Here is a 21144-nt window from a genome sequence, read left to right as displayed (position 1 = left end):
CCCTTCAACGAGGGATCTCCCCCTGATCGTGCAGGTCACGTCGCGTCAGCCGCAGATCGTCGATCCACGTGATGTCGGCCGGCAGCGAGTTGTTCTGGTACCCGGACCGGGCGATCGCCATCGACCCGACCGCCGAGGCCAGCATCTGTGCCAGCACGGCGATCAGCGCCTTGATCAGATTCATCCAGGAGAAGTCGATCAGCAGGGCTCCGACCACGATGCACGCCACGCCGAGTCCGGCGGAGGTCCCCACCGCGGAGGCGCGCAGGTACAGGTCCGGGAACCTGAAGAGACCCACGGCGGAGACGAGCAGGATGAAGATCCCCAGGAAGATCGCCCCGACACCGATGATCATCGACACGTCGTTCATCGTTGACCTCCTGAACCGAGTCGTGCCATGGAGATGGCGGCCATGAAGCCCAGCAGCGTCGCGATGAGGATGATGTCGAACAGCGCGTCGGCTCCGATGCGCAGGCTGATCAGCGTGATGAAGCCGATCACGGAGAAGAACATCAGGTCCGAGGCGACCGCACGGTCCGTGGTCCTCGGACCCATCAGCCCGCGGAGTCCGGCGATCGCCATCGCCACACCCAGGCCGATCATCGCGATCTCCAACGTCAGGACGGGGATCACCGACGACCACCCCCTCCGCCGGATTCCCCTTCGGGCGCCACGATCGGCGCCATCACGGGTCGACTCAGATCTCCGGGCTCCCGGCGCATCGCCCGCAGCAGACGGTCCTCCATCTCCTGGATCTCAGCCACCAGCTCCTCACGGCCCTCCACGAACATCCCGTGGACGTAGAGGATCCCGTGCTTCCGAGAGATCGTGATGGTGAGGGTCCCCGGGGTCAGGGTGATCAGCGAGGAGATCAGCGTCCACTCGCTGTCCGACCGGGAGGCCGCGGGCACTGCGATGATCGCCGGAGTCATCTTCATCCGGGACGCGGGGCGCAGCACGTCCAGGGTGACGTGGACGTTGGCCATGATGAACTCCTTGGCGTACCAGAACAGGAAGCTCACGATGCGCACCGGCCAGCTCAACCAGCTGCTCATGCTCCGCTCACCGCCTCCACATAGTCGCTCGGGTCCATCAGCTGTTCCGCCGCGGTCTCCGAGAGCATCATCAGCAGCTCGGCGCCGAGGCCGAAGAAGACGGTGATCGCCGCGAGGATGGCCCCGGGGATGATCAGCTTGATCGGCACCTTCACCGCCTGACGGCCTTCCCACACGGCCGTCGTCGTCGCGGTGGGCGGCCCGATGCTCAGCGTCGGCGTCTCAGCCTGCGCCTCGACGCGCAGGTACCGCTTGCCGTGCATGCGTGCCTGCGACTCCAGGGCGTCGGCCTCGAGGTTCTTCGGCTCCGGGCCCATGAACACCCCGGTCCAGATCTTCAGCATGGACAGGAGGGTGAACACCGAGACGACGACGGCGACGATCGCCACCCAGTAGTGGCTCTCCTGCAGCGTGGCCTGGATGATGGTGAACTTCGCGACGAACCCGGAGAACGGCGGCAGCCCGGCCAGCGAGAGCGCCGCGACCATGAAGGTGACCGCGACCAGCGGCTCCCGGCGGAGCATCCCGCCCAGCTTGGAGATCTCACCGGTGCCGTAGGTCTCCTCGATCGCGCCGGTCGACAGGAACAGGGAGGCCTTCACGATCATGTGGTGCAGCAGGTAGAAGATCGCTGCGGTGAGGCCGAAGACCGTGAACAGGCCTGCTCCGATGAGGATGTAGCCGATCTGACTGATCATGTGGAACACCAGGATCGACCGCGTCGTCTTCTCCCCCATCGCTCCGAAGACGCCGATGGCCATGGTCAGGGAGGTCACCACGAGCGCCACCCAGAGGAAGGTCGGGTCGCCGTCGAAGAGGACTGAATAGATGCGATAGATCGCGTAGATCGACACCTTGGTGTGGATCCCGGAGAACAGGGCGGTGACCGCCGGCGAGGTCATCGGGTAGGTGCGCGTGAGCCATCCGTGCACCGGAACGACAGCGGCCTTGATCGACAGGGCGACCAGCATCACCCCGCCTCCGATCGCCACCGCCGGGTCCTCGGCGGCCGCGCCGTGGAGCTCGGCCAGGTTCACCGAGCCCGCCGTGCCGTAGACCAGTGCGATGCCCGCCAGCAGCATGGTCGAGGCCAGCAGGTTCACCGTCACATAGATGCGCGCACCGTTGGCGCCGAGCTTCGCGCCCATCATGGCCAGCAGCCCGTAGGAGGGCAGGAGCATGACCTCGATGAAGACGAAGAGGTTGAAGATGTCTCCGGTCATCAGCGCCCCGGAGACGCCGGCGAAGAGGATCAGCACGAAGGGGTGGTAGAAGCGGGCGCGCGCCTCATGGGTCCCCATGGCGAACATGACCGAGGTGATCCCGAGGATCGAGATGATCATCAGCACCAGTGCGGCGATGGCGTCCACCACGAACGGGATCGCGATGCCGTAGTTCCACAGGCCGACCTGGTGGGCGAGGACCGTCCCCTGGGCCGTCACCACCACCATCAGCACGGAGAAGACGAGGATCCCGGTCAGGGTCGCCAGACTGATCACGTGGCGCAGCGTGCGGCGCTTCCGGAAGGCCGCGGCCAGCGCCCCGGTCAGCAGCGGGACGCCTGCCAGCATCGGCATCAGCGGCGGGAGGACCTCGGCGAGGGTGTCGATCACGGCCGTCCCCCCTCACCGTCGCGGCGCTCCTCGGCGCGGGAGTGTTGGGCCGGCAGCTGCGAGGTGCGCGGCTCCGGGGCATCGGCGTCGCCGTTGGTGCTCCGAGGCGCGGCGACGGTCGGCATCGAGCTGGTCAGCACCTTCACCGGCGACTCCTCCTCAGTCTCAGTGTCGTCGTCGGTCGTGGTGGTGATGGCCAGAGTGACCATGAACATGGTGATGGAGAAGGCGATGACGATGGCGGTCAGCACGAACGCCTGCGGCAGGGGATCCGCCTGATCGTCCGGCGCCGCCACACCCACGTAGGGGATCTCTCGGAAGGCCGGGTTCCCGGCGGCGAAGATGATCAGGTTGGCCGCGTGGGACACCAGGACGAAGCCCAGCACGATGCGGACCATCCCGCGCTGCATGAACAGATAGACCGACGCTGCGGTGAGCAGCCCGACGGCGACGGCGATGCTCATCGGTCCACCTCCTCGTCTCGTTTCGATGACCCCGGCCGTCCCGGCGGCTCCGTGAGACCCCAGATCGCAGAGTCGATGCCGATGGGGACGTCACCGGGATCCCGGCGCTGACCGCTGGGCACGGCGGCGGTGATCCCCTCGGGGACGTCGCTGTGGCGCCGCCGGTGCGCCTTGAGCAGCTCGGCCGGGTAGCGCTGGGCCTGTCCGAGCCGGTCCAGAGCCACCAGGACCGCGCCGATCACGGCCAGGTAGATGCCGACGTCGAAGACCAGCGCAGTGGTGAATGCGTACTCCCCGCCCCACGGCAGCGGGATGTCGACCATGATCGGCCGCAGGAACGAACCGTCCAGGTAGCCGACCAGACCGGTGATCGCACCGGTCATGATGCCGCCCACGATGACCAGCGCGTAGTCGAAGCGCAGCTTCACCGAGGCGTCGGAGTCGGCCACCAGGTAGCGCAGGGCGAAGAAGCCGCCGGCGACCAGGGCGGAGATGAATCCGCCGCCCGACTCGTAGTGACCGCGGACCAGCAGCACCAGGGAGAGCAGGACGATGAACGGCGCGACCCAGTTGAACACCATCCGCATGGCCACGGTGTTCTCCCGCGGATCGGCGATCGGCGTGCCCTCCCACAGCTTCGAGAACACCGGCTGGTTGTCGGAGGTGGAGAACGCAGAGTTCAGCAGCGCGAGGATCGCGAATCCGGCCACGCCCAGCACGGTCAGCTCGCCGAAGGTGTCCAGGGCTCGGAAGTCGACCAGGATCGAGTTGACGATGTTCTCCGCGCCGACGGTGTCGTAGGTCTGCTCCAGGTACCACTGCGCGGCGTCGGACTGGCCGCGGCGGCCCATCAGGGCGAAGGTCGCCAGGAACGCCATCACACCGAAGCCGATCGCCACCGTCGCGCTGACCACGGTCCGGGTCTTCGAGACCCGGTGGAAGCGGCGGGGCAGCTTGCGCAGCACCAGGACCAGGACCACGACGGTCAGCATCTCGACCAGCAGCTGGGTCATCCCGACGTCGACCGCGCCCAGCAGGAAGTACCAGGCGCCGACCATGAAGCCGGCGCCGCCGGCCAGGACCACCGCGGCAGTCCGGCTGAGCGTGAGGACCGCTCCGAGCAGGAAGAGGAACATGATCCCGTTGAGCACCCAGTCGGTCCCTCGGGTGTTGCCGGGGTCCAGCTCTCCCACATGAGGGGCTGCGACGAGCCCGGCCACGCAGAGCACGGCGAGCATCGCACCGGGCAGCCCCAGGTGCAGGCCGTGCGTATCGGTGCGGGTCAGGTCGCCGACGCGCCGCCCGAAGTCGATGGCACCGCTGCGCATCCCCTCGACGACGCCCACACCGGTGAACGGCAGGATCGTGCGCGGGACGACGTCGTCGACCCTCGCGCGTCCCAGCACCGCCGCGGTGCCGAGGACGACGATGACCGCCGAGAGGGCCAGATCCGCGGTGAGCCCGTGCCACAGGGCGAAGTGGGCGTCGTACTCGGTGGTGGAGGAGGCTGAGACGGTGGCGGTGACCAGCCCGTCGAAGACGCCCGGGACGAACCCGAGCACCAGGCCCGCCGCAGCCGGGAGCATCGCCGGCATCCAGAACGTGGCCGACGCCTCGTGCGCCTGATCCGCCGGCATCGGTTCCGGTCGTTCGTCGCGGCGCCCGGCTCCGGTGTAGTCGGTGAAGGAGCCCAGCACGATGCGGCCGCAGTAGGCGAAGGTGCCCACCGCCGCCACCACAGCCAGGGCGGCCAGCGTCCAGGCGAGCACCGGACTCTGCGCGGAGAGGAAGCCGGCGAGCAGGTTCTCCTTGGAGACGAATCCCAGCAGCGGAGGGACTCCGGCCATCGACAGCGAGCCGAGGAGGGTGATCACCAGGGACACGCGCATCGTCCTGGACAGTCCGCGCAGCACGCGGATGTCCCGTGAGCCGGACTCGTGCTCGATGATGCCGACCATCATGAACAGCGAGGACTTGAACAGCGCGTGTCCGATGACGTGGATGGTCGCCGCGGCCAGCGCGGTGGGGGTGCCCACCCCGATCACGGCGACGAGGAAGCCCAGCTGCGAGACCGTGGAGTACGCCATGATCTCTTTGATGTCGTGGCGCTGCAGGGCGAAGAGCGCGCCCATGAGCGCGGTGGTGAGTCCTCCCGCGATCAGCAGCAGGTGCCAGACCGCAGTGTCCTCGAAGGCGGGGGCGAAGCGCAGCAGCAGGTAGATCCCGGCCTTCACCATCGCCGCGGCGTGGAGGTACGCCGAGACCGGCGCGGGGGCGACCATCGCGTCGGGCAGCCACAGGTGGAAGGGGAACTGGGCGGACTTGGTGAACGCGGCGAAGATGATCAGGACCGCGATGACTGCGGTGAAGCCGCCGTCGGTCTGCCAGACCTCATGGCCCAGCGCCTCATGGAGGCTGGTGGTGCCGGTCCGCACCATGATCATCAGCACAGCCGTGAGCAGACCCAGGCCGCCGGCCATGGTCAGCAGCAGCGTCCGCTGGGCCGGGGCCGCGGCCTTGTCCCCCGAACGGTTGATGAGGAAGAAGGAGCACAGGGTCGTGAACTCCCAGAAGACGAACAGCAGGATGAGGTCGTCGGCGAGGACCATCCCCGACATCGCGAAGACGAACAGCAGCATCCAGACGTAGTAGTCCCCGGTGCGCTTCTCGGGACCGAAGTACCGGGCGCTGTATGCCATCACCAGGGCCCCGATGAACAGCACCAGCAGGAGGAAGACCATGCCCAGACCGTCGAGCCGGAGCGACAGGCCCACGTCGGCGGTCGGGATCCACGGCAGGTGCTCCGACTTGGTGCCGCCGGCGACGACCGGGGCGATCCACGGCAGCGTGGTGACCCCCAGCAGCGTCAGCGCCCCGGCGGCGACCCAGCCGGTGTCCCGACCCAGCATGGCGTGGACGGCTGCGGCGATCGGTGCCAGGACGAGGGTCAGGAAGAGGAGGACGATGAGCGTCACGGGCGGGCCTCTCCGCGGACGAGGCCACGTCCGGAGCTCCGGAGATCGGCGCTGCGGATGCGGCGCATGTGGCCTCCTTCAGGGTGCGGGTCGGTGCGGTCGCGGTGCGTCGCCCGAACGCGTGACGCGCTCGGGGTCGCCGACCAGACTTCCCGGCACACCGCAAGTGACTATATCGCGCAGATCACATCCGCTCCAAAGCCGACACGTCAGTCCCCTTCGGCGCCGTCGGCGTCCTCGTCATCGTCGGCGTCCCCGGCATCTTCGGCGTCGTCGGGGTCGACCACGCCGCAGGCGCTGCGCTCTCCGGCGTCGCCGTCGGCCAGCGTCTCGGCGTCGGGGCCCTGCGGCGCGTACCGCTCGGGGATCCCGCCGTGGTTGTCCGGACCTGCGGAGACGATGACCGAGACTCCCTCTTCGACGTCGTCACGGGTGAACCGGTCGGTCACCACGGTGAGCGTCCCGGTGCCCTCCTCGGTGATGAGGATGTTCGGCAGGTCGCCCGCATGGTCGGGGTGGGAGACGCCGTCGTCGTCGGCCTCCTCAGTCGCGGGCTCGGGGTCCGGCTCGGGCTCAGGCTCAGGCTCCGGTTCGGGTGCCGGCTCGGGTTCGGGTGCCGGTTCAGGCTCCGGCTGAGCAGGCTGAGCCGGGGCCTGGGGCTGGGCCGGCTGCTGCTCGGGCGCCGGGGCCTGCGGTTCCTGCGAGGGCTGCACCGGGGCGAACCGTCCCGCCTGTCCGGCGGTGTCCTCCTCCTCGCCCTCGCCCTGCTCCTCGGCGTCCGTCTCTTCCGCGTCAGTCTCGTCGGCGGTGGATTCGGGCGACTCCTCGCCCTCGGCGAGGCCGGAGTCCTCGGACTCACCCTCCAAGTGTCCCCCGGCGGACATGAAGTCGCCGACGACGCCGTCGTCGTCCTCGGACTGGGCCTCGCAGACCGGCTCCTCATGGACGGCCAGGCCCCGGAACCCGGCTTCGAAGCTCTCGACGTCCACCTCGACCCGCACGCCGCCGTCGACGTCGGAGAACTCGACGGTTCCGACGTCGTTGTCCGCCGCATCGGTGAGCTCGGCGACGGCGAACACCTCTCCGGACGGGGAGTCGTCGCCGTCGCCCCCGTCTTCCCCGTCGGCGGCCTGCGCCTCGTCGTCGGCCCCGTCCTCGACCTCGTTCGGCCCGTCGCCGTCGCCCCCGCAGGCACTCAGCATCAGCGTCAGTGCGAAGGCGGAGGCGACGATCGGTCGGGCGTGCGGGCGGCTGGGTCGCATGGTCATGGGAACACGATACTTCTGCGGCGGCAGGCCGCGCGTGACCACAGGTGGGACGCGGATGAGATCTGCCCCTCAGACCCGTGTCACCGCGGGGATCCGGACGTATGATGGAGAAGCTATGAACGGACACGCCTCCACCTCCTCCGCCCGCCGCTCGGTCTACCGCCCGGCCGCCCGTCGGCGCTCGGTGAAGCCGTGGCCCACAGAGATCGCCGACTTCATCCCGCAGCGGTCCTCGTCGTCCCTGCTGTCGGTCGGTCACCTCTCCGCGGTCGCCCGGGCCGCTTACTACGGTCTGATGGCGATCACCGCGGTGACGGTGCTGTTCCTGCTGCCGACGTTCCTGATCTACCTGACCGGACTGCAGTCGATCGCTCGGACCGGCGGACTCATCGCCGCGACGATCAGCCTGGCGGCGCTCATGTTCTCCATGGCGCTGAGCCTGCTGCAGATCGTGCTGGTGCTGAAGCTTCCGGAGCAGATCGCCTGGGTGCGCACCCTGCTCACCGGCGTGCTGGTGCTGGCCGGCGCCGAAGCCGTGATGCGCGACTGGCTCTACCCCTCGGTCATCGGCCTCGGATTCCGGTGGGATCTGCTGATCGCCGGCGCGATGGTCCTGCTGCTGTGGCTGCCGCAGGCCGGCCCATGGCACAGGGGCGAGAGCCCCACCCACAGCTGAGCCCGAGCGCTCCCTCCCCTCCCTCACTCCCCCGTCGATCCATCGGTTGGGCGTTCCGCGTCGCTCAGATGCCGAAATCCCGCCGCTGAGCGACGCGGAACGCCCAACCGATGGGGAGAGCGGCGACGCGACGATGCCTGAGGTGCTCCGTCCGCGTCAGGCGCGGCCCATGAGCCTGCGGATCTGCTCGACCACGGTGCGGAAACCGTCCCGGTGGTCCTCCACGTTCACTCGGACCACCGTCCAGCCGGCGGCGAGGAACACGTTGTCGCGTCGCTGGTCCTGCCGCGCCCGCTCGGCCGAGAAGTGCGCAGATCCTTCGTACTGGATCACGATCCGGAGCGCGCGGTAGCCCATGTCCGCGCGGGGGCAGCGCGGGTCCTCGGACACCGCGGCCACCTGCAGAGCCGGCTCCGGCAGGCCCGCATCGACCAACGCCAGCCGCAGCCGCGTCTCCTGCGGCGAATCCGCGCCGACCCGTACTCGTGTCAGTGCCCGCTGAGCGCGGCGACGCCCCGGCACCCCGCGTGTCCGCTCCACGACGACGCCGAGCGCCCGCGTCGTGGCGAAGGGCTCCGTCCGCCGTTCGAACTGCGGATAGGGGTGACGCACCAATTCGTCCCCGAGGATGACGAGCTCGGCCTCCGTCAGGACGCCCGCCAGGTCCAACCACGTCCGCGACGCCGACGTGGCGGTGACGCCCTCGACGTCGACGAGGTCGTCAGGATGCACCTTGCGGCGATGGCCGGAGAGCCCCGGACGCCGGATCCGACGAGTCGTCCCCGCAGGCTGGGTCAGGTGCACCCGGTCGTCCCGATCGAGGCGTGACGGCAGGCGCCATCCCCTCAGTCGCGCGGCGGTGACGTCCGAGAGCCAGCCGTCGGGGATCTCCTGGGCCAGGGCCACGGCACGACGCCGGTACGACACCCCGAACGGATCGTCCAGGTGGACTCCCCCGACCCCCTCGACGCTGTCGTGGAGGTGGATGCCTCGAGCGATCGGCACGACGTCCCACCGCCTCAGGCGTTCCGGGCTGCGACCTCTCTGCCGGAGCAGGTCCGGCGTGAGGACTCGGGGCCTCAGGTCAGCAGGAAGGGGTGCTGGAGAGCTTCCGGTCATAGAGAGGATGCTCTCGCGACCACAGGATCTGGCGCTGACGTCATCCACAGGCTTCGGGAGTTCTCCACAGCCCGACGCCTCGGCCGCGACTCTCCCCGTCCATCGGTTGGGCGCTCCGCGTCGCTCAGATGCCGAAGTCCCGCCGCTGAGCGACGCGGAGCGCCCAACCGATGAAAGTGGGTGGGAGGAGCAGGGTCAGTCGGGCCACAGGCCGGAGGCTCCGCGGCGGTGTGAGGCCATCAGGTGGGTGTCGACCATGCCCACCGCCTCCATGAGCGCATAGGCGGTGGTGGGTCCGACGAAGCGGAACCCCTCCCGGCGCAGACTCGCCGCGAGCGCCTCCGACTCGGCCGATCGGGTCGGCACCTCGTCCACCGTGCGCGGTCGGGGTGTGTCCTCGGGACGGTGGGACCAGATCAGATCTGCGAGCCCTCCACGGGCCCGCAGATCCTTCGTCGCCCGGGCGTTGCCGATCGCGGCAGTGATCTTCCCACGATGTCGGATGATGCCCGCGTCACCGAGGAGACGCTCGACGTCGGCGTCGTCGAAGGCGGCCACCGCATCGACGTCGAACCCGACGAACGCCGCACGGAAGTTCTCCCGCTTGGCGAGGATGGTCGCCCAGGACAGACCCGACTGGAACCCCTCCAGGGTGAGGCGCTCGAACAGTCCACGCTCGTCGGTGACCGGCAGACCCCACTCCTGGTCGTAGTACCGGAGCATCATCTCGCTTCCGTACGCCCACGGGGTGCGCGCGAGCCCGTCCTCCCCCATGACGGTGCCGTCGTGCGCGTGAGCCATGCGACCACACTAGCCGGCTCGGGTCCGCGCACGTCCGTGCTTCTACCGTGGTCACACGCGTACGCGCTGCGCGAATTCCGTTGTACTCAGCAACGAAAGCAGCGCCTGCGGTGGTAGACAGGTCCTATGACGCAGAACACACCAGAGGACCGCACCCTGACAGACATCGGCCGGTACATCACCTGCCCCCGGATCTCCGGACTGTCGATGAGCCCCGACGGATCACGCCTGATCACCCAGGTCTCGACGCCGAACGCCGACGCCACCGCCTACACCTCCCACCTGTGGGACGTGGACCCCGCCGGCGAGCGTCCCGCCCGGCAGCTCACGCGCAGCACGGACGGGGAGTCCGGTGCCGTGTTCTCCGGGGACGGCGCGCTCTGGTTCCTGTCCAAGCGCCCGGGCGACCCGGCCGAGACTCCCTCGTCCTCCGAGGCCGAGTCCGAGGGCTCATCGTCCGGAGGCGGAGGTTCCGACGACGCCTCCGGCGAGGTCGCCCTGTGGCGACTGCCGGCCACAGGAGAGGCGCAGCGCATGGCTGTGTGGCCCGGCGGCGTCACGGCGGCGATCGCCTCGGCCGGATCCGAGACCGTGTTGGCGACTGCCGCCATGATGCCCGGCGCCCGGGATGCCGCCCATCATGGGCGCCTGCATCGGGACCGGAAGGCCCGGAAGGTCAGCGGCATCCTCCACGACACCGCCTCCATCCGCTTCTGGGACCACGACCTCGGTCCCGCGCGCCCCCAACTGATGCACCTCTCCTCCGACTCCGGGTCCCTGCGGCCGCTCACCCAGGACTCGACCTACGAGTTCGGCGGCGACGCCCGCCTGAGTCCGGACGGGTCCACGGCCCTGATCACCGTCACCGTCCGCGAGGCGAAGGCCGACCAGCGCTGGGCCCTGGCGACGGTCGACCTCGGCTCCGGCGGGATCACCGTCATCGACGACGGCGACAGCATGTGGTCGCTGGGGCCGATCAGCGGCGACGGCCGTCGGGCCGCCGTCGTGCGCGGCCGCCGCGGCACCCCGGAACTGGCCCCGCGGCCGGTGCTCGAGGTGCTCGACCTCACCTCCGGGGACCTGCACCCGATCAGCACGTCCTCGGAGCTGTGGTTCACCCCTCTCGACTGGACGGCCGACGGGCGCCGCGTCGTGGCTCAGGCGGATCAGGACGGCCGCGGTCCGCTGTTCCTGATCGACGCCCAGTCCGGTGTGGTCGAGCAGCTCACCGACGACGACGCCGCATACTCCGAGGCCAAAGCGTCTCCGGACGGCTCAGCCGTCTTCGCCGTGCGCAGCAGCTACGAGTATCCGAGCGAGGTCGTGCGCGTCGACGTCGCCTCGGGCGAGGTCACGCGCCTTCCGAACCCCGTGGAGCGACCCGCCCTGCCCGGACGGCTCACCGAGATCGAGACCCTGGCCGACGACGACGTCCGGATCCGGTCGTGGCTGGCCCTGCCCGAAGGAGCCGAGTCCGAGCCGGCACCCCTGCTGCTGTGGATCCACGGAGGACCGCTCAACTCCTGGAACGCCTGGTCCTGGCGGTGGAACCCCTGGCTGATGGTCGCCCAGGGGTACGCAGTCCTGCTGCCGGACCCGGCGCTGTCCACCGGCTACGGTCAGGACTTCGTCCAGCGCGGCTGGAGCTCCTGGGGGGCGAAGCCCTACACCGACCTGATGGCGATCACCGACGCCGCTGAGGCCCGCGACGACGTCGACGGCTCCCGCACGGCGGCGATGGGCGGGTCGTTCGGCGGCTACATGGCCAACTGGATCGCCGGCCACACCGACCGTTTCGACGCCGTCGTCACACACGCCTCGCTCTGGGCGCTGGACAACTTCTCCGGCAGCACCGACGCCCCGTTCTTCTGGTGGCGACAGTTCGACGAGGAGACGGCCCTGGAGAACTCCCCGCACCGGTACGTCGGAGACATCCGCACCCCGATGCTCGTCATCCACGGGGACAAGGACTATCGGGTGCCCATCAACGAGGGCAATCGGCTGTGGAACGACCTGCTCCACCGGTCGGGGCTGCCGATGGACGAGGAGGGCCGCACCGACCACCGGTACCTGTACTTCCCGGACGAGAACCACTGGATCCTCTCGCCGCAGAACGCCAGGATCTGGTACGAGGTGGTCTGGAGCTTCCTCGCCGAGCACGTCCGCGGGGCGGAGCGCCCGCTTCCCGAGGAGCTGGGTCTCAGCGACGGACGCTGAACCCGGCCGAGTCGTCCGCGGACTCGGCGCCGAGTTCGGCGAGCTGGGCCGCGGTCGGCTCCTGCTCGTCGACGGCGTCGACCCGGGCGCCCCGCGGTCCCCTGCCGCACCAGGAGACGAACTCCTCCACCGACTCGGGGTCCCCGACCGCGAGGGCCTCGACGTCGCCGTCGTCGGTGTTGCGCACCCAGCCGGAGATGCCGAGCTTCCCGGCCTTCCGCGCAGCCGAGGCGCGATAGGTGACTCCCTGGACGCGGCCGCTGATGCGCAGGAGCCGGGCGTCGGAGGATGAGCGGGCTGCGGAGGGGTCCGATGTCGACGAAGTCATATCCACAGTTCACCAGAGCGCGGCACGCCTGACCAGGGGCAGAGCCGGAGGCCGGCGAGCCGGACCTCGGCTCGCCGGCCTGCGGGGCCTCACCGGTCGGCGACGATCCCCCGGCGGGAGGCCTCGTCGTAGGTGTAGACCTCGCGGCCGCGGATCAGGGTGCGCAGGACCCGGTTGCGGGTGTCCAGCGGGTCCCCGGACCACAGGACGACGTCGGCGTCCTTGCCGACCTCCAGGGATCCGATGCGGTCGGCCAGACCCAGGACCTCGGCGGGGTTGATGGTGATCGACCGCAGCGCCTCCTCCGGGTCCATCCCCTCGCGCACGGAGAGTGCCGCCTGGTGGATCAGGAAGTCGATCGGCACCACAGGGTGATCGGTGATCAGCGAGACCTTGGCTCCGGCCGCGGACAGGATCCCCGGAGCCTCGGCCGTGCGGTGACGGACCTCGACCTTGACCCGGGAGACGATCAGCGGCCCGCACAGCACCGGGATGCCGCGTTCGGCCACGACGTCGGCGAGCTTGTACGCCTCGGTGCCGTGGTCGAGGACCAGGTCGTAGCCGAACTCCTCGGCCAGCCGCATGGCCGTGGCGATGTCGTCGGCGCGGTGGCAGTGCTGACGCCACGGGATCTCACGGTCCAGGACCTTGGCGAGGGCCTCGGAGACCAGGTCCGCATCGCGGTCCTCCTCGGGCTTGGACTTCCACTTCTGTGCGGCGGCGAACGCCTTGCGGATCGTCAGGGCCACACCGAGCCGGGTGTTCGGCGTCCGGTTGTGGTTGCCGTGGACGCGCTTCGGGTTCTCCCCGAGGGCGGCTTTGAGCCCCGACGGCGCGCGCATGACCATCTCGTCGACCATGCGCCCGTGGGTCTTGATCGCCGCGGTCAGGCCGCCGATGGGGTTGGCCGATCCGGGGTTGACGTTGACGCTGGTGATGCCGCCGGCCAGTGCGTCGTCGAATCCGGAGTCGGCGGGGTTGATGGCGTCGATCGCGCGGACCGCCGCGGTGACGGGATCGGTGGTCTCATTGGTGTCGTCGCCGGCCCAGCCGTCGCCTTCCTCGTGGACTCCGAGGTGCACATGGGCGTCGACGAATCCGGGGAGCAGCCAGCGGCCCTCGGCGTCGACGACGTCATGTCCTTCCGGCACGTCGACGTCGGGGCCGAGCGCGGCGATCTCGCCGTCGGTGACGACCAGGGTCCCGTCGAAGGGCTGACCGGAGATCGGGACGATGTGGGCATTGGTGAAAGCACAGTTCCTCGGAGCAACCATGTTCACACCCTATCGTCCCCATAGGAGGATTGTGTGCCGGGATCAGCGCCGGGAGGACTCTCGGGCGGATCGCGCCAGAGCATGAGGAACGGTGACGGCGACGAGTCCGACGGCGGCCGCCACCCACAGCAGTGTGATCCACACAGAGAACGTGAACTCTCCGCCGGACTCCGTGAGCCGCGTCCACAACGCCACTGATGCCAGCACGACGAGGGTCAGGTGCAGCACGAGTCCCCGACGTGCCAGCACCTGGTGCCGGGGCGTGAACGTGGTGGCGTACGCCGCCGGCGGACCTAGCCGTTCAGCGAGCCTCTCACCAGTGCCCCGCACTGAGTCATGCGCGTCGCCGATTCGCTCGTCGACGTCCCGCCGAGTCATGTCGTTGCGCAGCCTGAGTTCTGCCCGGAACGCAGCCGTCCAATCGTCGTCATCGAGCGCTGAGTTCTCCTCGCGTCGGTCTTGGGTCGATGTCGGCCTCCACAGCAGGCCCGCGCCGACTGCCGACAGACACCAGACGGCGGCGACGGCGAGCCACGCGCCTACCCCCTCGGCCTCCCAAGGAAGGCGATCGAGCGCGGAAATCAGGATGCCGGCGACACTGACGGACACGACGATGAGTGCGGCGGTCGAACCTGCGGATCGGAACCCACCTCTGGCCATGCCTCGCCTGTATCCGAGCACGGTGCACATCACTCCGAACGGCACCAGCAGCGAGAACGCCGCCGTCCCTGCCGTGACATCAGGCGGCGTGGGATCGACAAGTGCGATTCCGGCGAAGCCCAGGCTCAGAAGGGACGCTCCGCCGAAGGTCCCCACCACCAGGTCTCGCTGAGAGTACCGCGTCAGGCCTATGCCGTACTGTGCCACGTCGGTCGGTGTCATCCTCCCTCTGCGCCGCCGAGACCTTTCGGCGACATCGCTGAGCTGTCGACACTCTTCAGGCTACAGGGCCTGACAAGGTCGTCTCGCGAGACTCCGGATCGAATGCACACCAGAGTTCGACGTCAGCACCGGCTTCACTCCCGCCGACTGAGCGGTCCCGGGCTCAGCGGGGGCGCTGGAGGGCGATGACGGCGTCCATGTCGTCGTCGGGGGCCAGCCGGTTCCGGTCCTCGCTCCCGCAGGCGGTGCAGCGGTGGACCAGGACGAAGCCCTTCTTCCCCGAATGGTCCACCGCCACCGGGGCCATGACGGCACCGCAGCCGGCGGCCCGGTCCCCCGGCGTCATATCCACGTGGCAGGAGTGCAGGCACACGGGGCAGTGGTTCCGATAGCTGCCTCCGGACTGGGCGCGGACCTCGGTCCCGCAGCTGAGGCAGGTGAAGCCCGTGTTCTCGGCGGAGCGGCTCATGCGGCGTCGCCGTCGGAGGGCTCGGCGTTCTGCGCCATCGCGGAGGCGTACAGGCATACGGTGGCGGCGGTGGCCACGTTCAGGGACTCCGCACGTCCGTAGAGCGGTATGGAGACCCGATCGTCGGCCAGCTCCTGCTCCTCGGCGGAGAGGCCGGCACCCTCGTTGCCGAAGAGCCAGAGGGTCGGCGCCCCGAGCCGCAGTCCGCCGTCGGTCAGGGAGGTCGGCCCCTCCCCCGCGGCGGCGAGGACCTGCACTCCGGCTGCGCGGAGCTCCGAGACCTGCTCGGTCAGCGCGGCGGCCGGGACCAGCGGCAGGTGGAAGTGCGAGCCGGCGGCGGAGCGGACGACCTTGGGGCTGAAGACGTCCACAGTCCCCTCGCTCAGCAGCACGACGTCGGCCCCGGCGGCATCGGCGGTCCGGATCACGGTGCCGACGTTCCCCGGATCCTGCAGGCGGCACAGCGCCGCTCCCAGGCGCAGCCCCTGAACGTCGAACCCCGTGCCGCGACCCCGACCGGGGATGCGGCACACCGCGACGATCCCCTGCGGAGCGACGGCGTCGCACATCGCGGCGATGACCTCACCCGAGGCTTCTCGCAGGAAGATCCGGTCCTCCCGCGCGAGCTCCCGGGCGGGGTCGAAGAGGACCGTGCGCAGCCGTTCGACGAGCGCGGCCACGTCCGCGTGGCGGGAGAGGACGTCGTCGTCGAAGTAGACCGCGTCGAGCTGGGACGCTCGGAACCGAGCGCCGTGGGCGGAGGCGTCGTCGCCGGGACTCTCGTGCTCCGCCAACCAGGCCAGCAGGGCCTCTCGGACGGCCTGAGGTCCCTCGACGAGGAAGAGACCGGTGCGCTGACGCGCAGAACGCCCCGCCAGGGAGGCGACCTTCCTGACCCGGTCGGCCCGGGGGTTGGTCAGCCTCTCGGCGGGGCGTTCTGCGACCGTCATCGCGCGGTCAGTCCGTGGTGTCGAAGCCGGAACCGGCTCAGGCTGCGGACTTCGGAGCGTTGACGTCCTGCGGCAGAGCAGCACGGGCCTGCTCGACGAGGGCCTTGAAGGCCTCGGCGTCGGAGACGGCCAGCTCGGCCAGCATGCGACGGTCCACCTCGACCTCAGCGGCCTTCAGGCCCTGGATGAAGCGGTTGTAGGTCATGCCGTGGGCGCGCGCGGCGGCATTGATGCGCTGGATCCACAGGCGACGGAAGTCGCCCTTGCGCTTGCGGCGGTGCTGGTAGTTGTAGGTGTACGAGTGGAGCAGCTGCTCCTTGGCCTTGCGGTACAGGCGCGAGCGCTGTCCGCGGTAGCCCGACGCGCGGGACAGGACCACCCGGCGCTTCTTGTGGGCGTTCATCGCCCTCTTCACACGTGCCATGTGCGATCTCCTCGAGTCTCGAAGTCTTCGTCTGTCGCTCGGCCGACGACGGCGGGCGCCGTCGGCGCATCGGTCCCCCGAAGGGTGATCAGATGCCCAGCATCCGCCTGATGCGGTGCTCGTCGGCCTTGGTGACGATGCGGTCACCGGCCAGACGGCGCGTCAGGCGCGAAGACTTGTGCTCCAGGTAGTGCCGGCGGTTGGCCTGCTGGCGCTTGATCTTGCCGGAGCCGGTCAGCTTGAACCGCTTCTTGGCCCCGCTGTGGGTCTTCATCTTCGGCATGGTGCCGTTCTCCCTTGTCTTTCGTGCGGACCTGCAGCACCTGTGCGCGGCGGACCCGGGGGACCGGCTCGGAGCCGACCCACGTGGTCCTGCGCGGCGGCGCAGAGGTGGGGCCGATCAGCCCGTCGACCGGCGGCTCCGTCGCACGGCGACGATGCTGCGGTGCCGGACTGCGGCCCCCTTGTACGGGTGAGGCGGATCCCTGGGCGCCCCTGTTTGGGACGCGACGACGTCGTCGTCTCAGCCCGGGGGCGCGGATCCGCCTCGAACCCGACGACCCATCCTACGCCATCGGGCGCAGGATGGGGAGCCGGGCGGTGCTCAGAGGTTCTTGAGCTCGTCCGGAAGGTAGTCCGCCATCGAGTTCGACAGCGGCTTCTTCTCGGTGGAGACCTGCGGCTTCTGCTCCTGGTTCTTCCGCTGGCGGCGGGAACCCTGGCTCTTCCGCTCGTCCTTCTCCTCGGAGGCCTGCGCAGCCTCCTCCTTCTTGGCCTCGGCCTTGGTCTTCAGCGGGCCGACGACCATGACCATGTGACGGCCGTCCTGGCGCGGAGCGGATTCGACCGAGCCCAGGTCCTCGACGTCGGCCGCGAAGCGCTGCAGCAGCCTCACGCCCATCTCCGGGCGCTGCTGCTCACGGCCGCGGAACTGGATCATGGACTTGACCTTGTCGCCGGCCGCCAGGAAGCGCCGGGCGTGACCGACCTTGGTCTCATAGTCGTGGTCGTCGATCTTCAGTCGGAAGCGGACTTCCTTGAGGGTGGTGGTCGTCTGGTTCTTCCGCGACTCGCGGGCCTTGACCGCCGCCTCATACTTCCACTTGCCGAAGTCCATCAGCTTGCAGACCGGAGGCTTGGCCCTCGGCGCCACCTCCACGAGGTCCAGATCCGCCTCTGCCGCGAGCCGCATGGCGTCCTCGACTCGCACGATGCCGACCTGCTCGCCCTGCGGGCCGACCAGTCGGACCTCCGGGACTCGGATCCGTTCATTGATGCGTGGTTCGCTGATCTTGCTGACTCCTGTGAATGAGTGGATATGACGAGTGATGCGTCTGCCGTCCGGGTGCCGGGCGCTCTGGCCGGGAGCCCCTCCGCACCTCGGACGAGAGATCCGGGCGGAGGCATGCCGACTTGCGGCGACTCACTGCACACGCTGGACAGGGACTGTGACAAGCTTACCAGCATGGAGAGTCAGCAGAACAGCCGCCCCGAAGCGGCCCGGGAGCCCGCCGGCACTGTCGGTGCAGACGCCGACGAGGCCCGGCAGGACCAGGTGCGGGAGGCCGTGGACCAGCAGTCTCGCGACATCGCCGAAGTCCCGGCGGTGGAGCTGATCAACACCGTCTGCGTGCACCTGATGAGCGCCGCCGCGGTGAAGACCGGACTGGCCGACGACGAGCGGGCCGATGAGCTCCAGGACCTCGACGAGGCGCGGAAGCTCATCACCGCTCTGGCCGGACTGGTGACCGCGGCCGCCCCCGAGGTGGGCGGGACCCATGCCGCTCCCCTGCGGGACGGGCTCCGCTCCCTGCAGCTCGCCTTCCGGGAGGCCTCGTCGGTCCCCGATGCTCCCGGCAGGGGCCCGGGCGAGAAGTGGACCGGCCCCGTCAGCTGAGCCGCTCGGCCCTGCCCGGGTCAGGCTCCCGCGGAGTCCTCGGGCAGGCCGGAGTCCTGGTCCAACCACTTCTGAGTGGGGCGGATGAAGGCCAGCAGCAGCGCCGTCGCGGCCGGGACCAGGAACAGCATGCCGACCAGCGGCGCCCCTCCGGCGAAGAAGCTGAAGGACAGCACGACGATCATGAACTGCGCGAGCACGGTGGGGGTACGCGCACCGGGATGGCCCAGGAACAGGCGGAAGCCGAGGACGATCAGCAGGATCCCGACGGCGACGTAGAGCCCGATCAGCATGATCTGACCGACGGCGTCGAGCACCTCGGCCTCCCCGGCGACGACGGAGCCGACCGTCGTCCACAGGACCGCGACGCCCTGGACGAACAGGATCAGGAAGAGCACCCAGACGGCGACGGGGCGCGGTCGGGCCTGCGTGAAGCGGCGGGGCTGCTGAGGCCTGTTGAAGTCTGGGGTGAGATCCTCCCCGGAGCCGGTTGCCATGGCCCCATTCAACCACCCGTCCGACCACACGACCGTCGTCGCGCCGGGCCGGCGGACCCCGGTGACGCCGGAAGCGGCCCACACAGGTGATCAACGCCACAGGTCTGGGCGACGAGCTGTGACGAACACCCCTTGTTCGCCCACTGTTCACGTGACACGCTTGAGTGAACAGCAAGACAGGTGCGTCCTGACCCCTCCCCACCCGCACACAGCCGGACGGATCGTCCGAGATCCGTGACCGGCCCTGTCGGGGCCCGGACACGACGCCCCTGACCGCATCATCCCGGACCGGTCGCGGGACGACATGCCCACCGACGCCGGATGCGGCCCCCGACGGCACCGGTGCTCGAACAGCACGAGGAGTAGTGATCACGATGGACTGGCGCAGCCGCGCAGCATGCCTGGACAAGGACCCCGAGCTCTTCTTCCCGGTCGGCAACACCGGCCCCGCCCTTCTTCAGATCGAAGAGGCCAAGAGCGTCTGCCGCCGGTGCCCGGTGATGGACACCTGCCTGCAGTGGGCCATGGAGACCGGCCAGGACGCCGGAGTCTGGGGCGGGATGAGCGAGGACGAGCGCCGCGCCCTCAAGCGTCGCGCCGCCCGGGCGCGCCGGGCCTCCTGAGGCGACTCACCTCAGACCTTCAGCTCTGCACGGAGAGGATCGGAGCGCGCAGCAGCACGCGCGTACCGGTCCTCTCCGTCGTCTGTCCGGAGGTTCCCGCAGCCGCCACCGCAGCCGCCTCCGCAGCCCCCGAGGCGTCCCCGGTGACCGGCGCCGTCCACTCGATGGTCCCGGACAGTTCGCCGCGCACCAGGGTGCGCACGATCTGCAGTCCGAGCCCCGGAGTCCACTCCCCCTCGGGGACTCCGACGCCGTCGTCGACGATCTCCAGCTCCAGGCTCTGACGGCCCGCGGCGTCGGTGCGACGGCGCACCCTCATCACCACCTCGATCTCCGCGCGGTGCGGATCGTCGCCGAAGCCGTGCTCGACCGCATTGGCCACCACCTCGGTGATCACCAGCGCCAGCGGGGTCACCATGTCGGGAGGGAGGTGGCCGAAGGATCCGTCGAGCACCGTGCGCGCCCGATGCCCCGACTCCGCCATCTCGGCGGCCAGGCGCAGCTGCCGGCCCATCAGCTCGTCGACGTCGACGCTGTCCTCCAGGCCCTTCGACAGCGAATCATGCACGATCGCGATCGTCTCCACCCGGCGCATCGCCCGCGCCAGTCCGCTGCGCCCGTCCTCGGACTCCATCCGTCGAGACTGCATGCGCAGCAGGGCGGAGACCGTCTGCAGGTTGTTCTTGACCCGGTGGTGGATCTCCTTGATCGTGGCGTCCTTGCTCATCAGCTGCTTGTCCCGACGACGCAGCTCGGTGATGTCCCGGCACAGCACGATCGCGCCGAACCGCTCACGCCCGCGGTACAGCGGCAGCGATCGCAGGGCGACGGTCGCACCGTGGGCCTCCACTTCGGTGCGCATCGCCCGGCGCCCGGTCAGCGCCAGGGGCTCGGACTCATCGACCATCCCGCCCACCGCACGGCGCAGCTCGGCACAGATCCCGGCCAGCGACCGACCCTCCAGCGCCTCGGACACTCCCAGGCGGGACAGCGCCGAGGTCGCATTGGGGCTGGCGAAGTCCACCGTGCCCTCCACGTCCAGGCGCAGCAGCCCGTCGCCCACCCGCGGCGCACCCCCGTACCCGGTGAACTCCTGGTCGACGTCGGGCCACCGGCCCGAGGCGGCCATGGCCAGCAGATCCTCCGCGCACTGCTGATACACCAGCTCCAGCCGGGAGGGGGCACGCAGGGCGATGACCGAGTAGTGCAGCGTCATGACGCCCAGGGTCCGGCCGCCGCGCGTCAGGGGCATCGCCCGCACCCGCAGCCTCGCCGGAGCCGGACGGCCCTCGTCGGAGGAGTGGGTCTCCACCTGATAGCGCCAGGCCCGCTCCACCATGGGCCGCAGGTCCGCACGGATCCTGTCCCCCACGACGTCACGATGCACCACGGTCTGCGTCGTCGACGGACGCGCCTGGGCCAGGGCGCGGAAGGACCGCCCTTCGGGGGACACGAAGCCGTCATCGGTGTGCGGGAACCACAGCACCAGGTCCGAGAACGCGAGGTCGGCCACCATCTGCCAGTCGGCGACCAGCGCCCGCAGCCACTCCAGATCCGAGGCGTGCAGATGGGGATGGTCGGCGAGCGGCCCGTCGTCGATCGCCATGGGTCG

The 21144-nt window shown here is 69.7% G+C and carries 23 protein-coding genes; 4 read left to right on the top strand and 19 right to left on the bottom strand.

Going from position 1 to position 21144, the window contains the following annotated elements:
* Positions 1-4: 4 nt before the first annotated feature.
* From mnhG to N7E59_RS08505, 7 genes are all read right to left on the bottom strand, one after another.
* A complete protein-coding gene (gene mnhG, locus N7E59_RS08535) occupies positions 5-370 on the bottom strand; it encodes a monovalent cation/H(+) antiporter subunit G (protein WP_261624504.1) in 366 nt (121 codons plus the stop codon).
* Entirely contained in the window at positions 367-633 is a 267-nt protein-coding gene (locus N7E59_RS08530) for a monovalent cation/H+ antiporter complex subunit F (protein WP_261624503.1), read from the bottom strand. The genes mnhG and N7E59_RS08530 overlap by 4 nt, the downstream gene beginning before the upstream one ends.
* Complete coding sequence (locus tag N7E59_RS08525) at positions 630-1055, bottom strand: Na+/H+ antiporter subunit E (protein ID WP_261624502.1); 426 nt, start codon at positions 1053-1055, stop codon at positions 630-632. The genes N7E59_RS08530 and N7E59_RS08525 overlap by 4 nt, the downstream gene beginning before the upstream one ends.
* On the bottom strand, positions 1052-2668 hold the full coding sequence (locus N7E59_RS08520; RefSeq protein WP_261624501.1) for a monovalent cation/H+ antiporter subunit D family protein: 1617 nt from the start codon (positions 2666-2668) through the stop codon (positions 1052-1054). The genes N7E59_RS08525 and N7E59_RS08520 overlap by 4 nt, the downstream gene beginning before the upstream one ends.
* Positions 2665-3132, bottom strand: a complete 468-nt coding sequence (locus N7E59_RS08515; protein WP_261624500.1) for a sodium:proton antiporter — start codon at positions 3130-3132, stop codon at positions 2665-2667. The genes N7E59_RS08520 and N7E59_RS08515 overlap by 4 nt, the downstream gene beginning before the upstream one ends.
* The gene (locus N7E59_RS08510; RefSeq protein WP_261624499.1) at positions 3129-6107 is read right to left on the bottom strand and encodes a DUF4040 family protein; all 2979 of its coding nucleotides are present in this window, start codon (positions 6105-6107) and stop codon (positions 3129-3131) included. Before N7E59_RS08510 ends, N7E59_RS08515 begins: the two co-directional genes overlap by 4 nt.
* Before the next feature lie 209 nt (positions 6108-6316).
* Positions 6317-7375, bottom strand: coding sequence for a superoxide dismutase family protein (locus tag N7E59_RS08505; protein WP_261624498.1), 1059 nt, complete (start codon positions 7373-7375; stop codon positions 6317-6319).
* Between the two features lie 115 nt (positions 7376-7490).
* On the opposite strand from N7E59_RS08505, the gene N7E59_RS08500 reads away from it, so the two are divergent.
* The gene (locus N7E59_RS08500; RefSeq protein WP_261624497.1) at positions 7491-8051 is read left to right on the top strand and encodes a hypothetical protein; all 561 of its coding nucleotides are present in this window, start codon (positions 7491-7493) and stop codon (positions 8049-8051) included.
* A 156-nt stretch (positions 8052-8207) separates the two neighbouring features.
* Here N7E59_RS08500 and N7E59_RS08495 read toward each other — a convergent pair whose 3' ends face one another.
* The gene (locus tag N7E59_RS08495; RefSeq protein WP_261624496.1) at positions 8208-9056 is read right to left on the bottom strand and encodes an endonuclease domain-containing protein; all 849 of its coding nucleotides are present in this window, start codon (positions 9054-9056) and stop codon (positions 8208-8210) included.
* 309 nt (positions 9057-9365) lie between these two features.
* Positions 9366-9971 (bottom strand): DNA-3-methyladenine glycosylase I, encoded by a 606-nt coding sequence (locus tag N7E59_RS08490; protein WP_261624495.1) that lies wholly within the window; start codon positions 9969-9971, stop codon positions 9366-9368.
* 126 nt (positions 9972-10097) lie between these two features.
* On the opposite strand from N7E59_RS08490, the gene N7E59_RS08485 reads away from it, so the two are divergent.
* Entirely contained in the window at positions 10098-12188 is a 2091-nt protein-coding gene (locus tag N7E59_RS08485; RefSeq protein ID WP_261624494.1) for a S9 family peptidase, read from the top strand.
* Here the strand turns inward: N7E59_RS08485 and N7E59_RS08480 are convergent.
* The 8 genes from N7E59_RS08480 to infC form a co-directional block, all read right to left on the bottom strand.
* On the bottom strand, positions 12172-12516 hold the full coding sequence (locus N7E59_RS08480) for an acylphosphatase (protein WP_261624493.1): 345 nt from the start codon (positions 12514-12516) through the stop codon (positions 12172-12174). The genes N7E59_RS08485 and N7E59_RS08480 overlap by 17 nt on opposite strands.
* Before the next feature lie 89 nt (positions 12517-12605).
* On the bottom strand, positions 12606-13790 hold the full coding sequence (locus tag N7E59_RS08475; RefSeq protein ID WP_261624492.1) for an amidohydrolase: 1185 nt from the start codon (positions 13788-13790) through the stop codon (positions 12606-12608).
* 42 nt (positions 13791-13832) lie between these two features.
* Entirely contained in the window at positions 13833-14657 is an 825-nt protein-coding gene (locus N7E59_RS08470) for a hypothetical protein (protein ID WP_261624491.1), read from the bottom strand.
* Positions 14658-14835: 178 nt separating this feature from the next.
* On the bottom strand, positions 14836-15141 hold the full coding sequence (locus tag N7E59_RS08465) for an RNHCP domain-containing protein (protein WP_261624490.1): 306 nt from the start codon (positions 15139-15141) through the stop codon (positions 14836-14838).
* Positions 15138-16091, bottom strand: coding sequence for a TrmH family RNA methyltransferase (locus tag N7E59_RS08460; RefSeq protein ID WP_261624489.1), 954 nt, complete (start codon positions 16089-16091; stop codon positions 15138-15140). Before N7E59_RS08460 ends, N7E59_RS08465 begins: the two co-directional genes overlap by 4 nt.
* A 37-nt stretch (positions 16092-16128) precedes the next feature.
* A complete protein-coding gene (gene rplT / locus N7E59_RS08455) occupies positions 16129-16515 on the bottom strand; it encodes a 50S ribosomal protein L20 (RefSeq protein WP_261624488.1) in 387 nt (128 codons plus the stop codon).
* Between the two features lie 88 nt (positions 16516-16603).
* The gene (gene rpmI, locus N7E59_RS08450) at positions 16604-16798 is read right to left on the bottom strand and encodes a 50S ribosomal protein L35 (RefSeq protein WP_261624487.1); all 195 of its coding nucleotides are present in this window, start codon (positions 16796-16798) and stop codon (positions 16604-16606) included.
* A gap of 321 nt (positions 16799-17119) precedes the next feature.
* A complete protein-coding gene (gene infC / locus N7E59_RS08445) occupies positions 17120-17806 on the bottom strand; it encodes a translation initiation factor IF-3 (protein ID WP_261624540.1) in 687 nt (228 codons plus the stop codon).
* Between the two features lie 174 nt (positions 17807-17980).
* Here infC and N7E59_RS08440 point away from each other — a divergent pair, with 174 nt between their 5' ends.
* Positions 17981-18412 (top strand): DUF1844 domain-containing protein, encoded by a 432-nt coding sequence (locus N7E59_RS08440; protein WP_261624486.1) that lies wholly within the window; start codon positions 17981-17983, stop codon positions 18410-18412.
* Positions 18413-18432: 20 nt separating this feature from the next.
* On the opposite strand, the gene N7E59_RS08435 is transcribed toward N7E59_RS08440, so the two are convergent.
* Positions 18433-18909, bottom strand: a complete 477-nt coding sequence (locus N7E59_RS08435; RefSeq protein WP_261624485.1) for a hypothetical protein — start codon at positions 18907-18909, stop codon at positions 18433-18435.
* Positions 18910-19283: 374 nt separating this feature from the next.
* Between N7E59_RS08435 and N7E59_RS08430 the strand changes: the two genes are divergently transcribed.
* On the top strand, positions 19284-19532 hold the full coding sequence (locus N7E59_RS08430; RefSeq protein ID WP_261624484.1) for a WhiB family transcriptional regulator: 249 nt from the start codon (positions 19284-19286) through the stop codon (positions 19530-19532).
* A gap of 19 nt (positions 19533-19551) precedes the next feature.
* Here N7E59_RS08430 and N7E59_RS08425 read toward each other — a convergent pair whose 3' ends face one another.
* Positions 19552-21138: a sensor histidine kinase gene (locus tag N7E59_RS08425; protein ID WP_261624483.1), complete on the bottom strand. Its 1587-nt coding sequence runs from the start codon at positions 21136-21138 to the stop codon at positions 19552-19554.
* Between the last annotated feature and the right edge of the window lie 6 nt (positions 21139-21144).

It is taken from the genome of Nesterenkonia marinintestina (assembly GCF_025420485.1).
GTDB lineage: Bacteria > Actinomycetota > Actinomycetes > Actinomycetales > Micrococcaceae > Nesterenkonia > Nesterenkonia marinintestina.
Note: the sequence above shows the minus strand (reverse complement) of the source record. Positions and strands in the feature narration are given on the sequence as shown.